The 1,383-nt window shown below is 35.0% G+C and carries 1 protein-coding gene and 1 pseudogene; both read right to left on the bottom strand.

What is annotated here, in order from left to right; all coding sequences use genetic code 11:
• Positions 1-716: hypothetical protein (locus D0T60_RS18450; protein WP_163219950.1), on the bottom strand; the 716-nt coding region annotated here is incomplete at its 3' end.
• 46 nt (positions 717-762) lie between these two features.
• A pseudogene (locus D0T60_RS18445) lies at positions 763-1,383 on the bottom strand (hypothetical protein); the annotation flags it as partial.

The raw sequence follows: 1,383 nt of genomic DNA, 5'->3' as shown, positions 1-1,383 counted from the left end.
CTACCAGGGGGTAAAGGACGGTTCTTGTCCATAAACCATACACAGAGAGAGGTTATTTCATAAACATGTCCTAATGATAGTACTGCCCAACTGACAGTGCCTGGCAGCCGAAAACCTAATATCTGTATGGGGTCGTAAAGACTAATTGGACGTGGTTGAAATAGTACTTCATTGAAAGGAGCTACAGTAGTAAGCAAACCAAAAGTATGATGGTAAGTAACCATAGAGGTAGTTCGATCGAAGATAACACAATCACGACAACGTTTAGCTGCAACATAGCCCCAATAAAGAAATATGGAACAGCTTATGAATCCTCCTAAAAATACAATGGGGAATTCTTCTGCTAAGCTTTTTTTTAATTCATCTAATCCAAAACTCTCATAAGTATAAATATAAGTATCAGAGTGGGCTGGTAAGAAAAAAGAATAATCATTATTATCAACCCTAGCTGGAATAAGTTCTATTATTTTATAATAAAAGGAAATAGGCTCATAATAACAAATGTAAAAAGTTGCAACAAAGAAAACCAAAGCACAAACAATCTCTAAAGGAGAATAAGTACTAGCGTTCACTACCAGACGTTTGTCGTTTGCTTCTTTTAATAAACAATCCTTGCCAGAACCTACAGCGTCAGTAGGTACTGTAGGAGGAAGAGAGTAGATAAATGTTACTAATCCAATGTATTTATCTTTGAGTGGTTTGTGTTTTTTAGTCATAGCTTTTTTATCAAGTATCAACACTCATTGTCAGATAAGTAAATAGTCACAGTACCCATCCTCCCGTATCTACTCTTTTTTTAATACGTTCTTTATATACAAATCCACGTTTACCATCTTCGGTTTGCACTATATACCAATTACCGGCTATCTCCCAATAATAGAAAACTTCATCGGTTGATATTTTTCTTACAATATTTGACTGATTGTTAGTTTCCTTGCGAATATTAACATATCCATCAGGATCATCAATTATCCCTCGACTACTTTTTGATAAGTCATTATAACGTGGTTCTTGTAAGATATCCTCAAAAGTTTCGGTTCGAATCTTATTTTTTTCGATATACCCATACACCGTTTCTGTGCGGTCTTTAATAATAGCGTATCCATCCGGTCCTGCTATAGGGCTTTCAACAGGCTTTATTACTTCAATTAAATAATAGTTGTCGTGTCCCATCTCATAAACTTTAAGACTTTCATGGGGTTGAATTATATCTATATCATAACTATTTGCAATAGGTTCAAGTAATAATAATGTGTTATTCTCTTTTACGCGACCTTTGATATGTGTTCCAATTTTTTCAAGAATGGGAGTCTCACGCATGGGATTTTCGCAGAATTCACGAAGAAGAGTATAGCCATAGTAATTGTTGGAAAGAAGAGATTC

The organism is Bacteroides sp. 224, assembly GCF_010500995.1.
Taxonomy (GTDB): Bacteria; Bacteroidota; Bacteroidia; order Bacteroidales; family Bacteroidaceae; genus Bacteroides.
The sequence above is the reverse complement of the archived record's forward strand: the minus strand, read 5'-3'. Positions and strand labels throughout refer to the sequence as shown.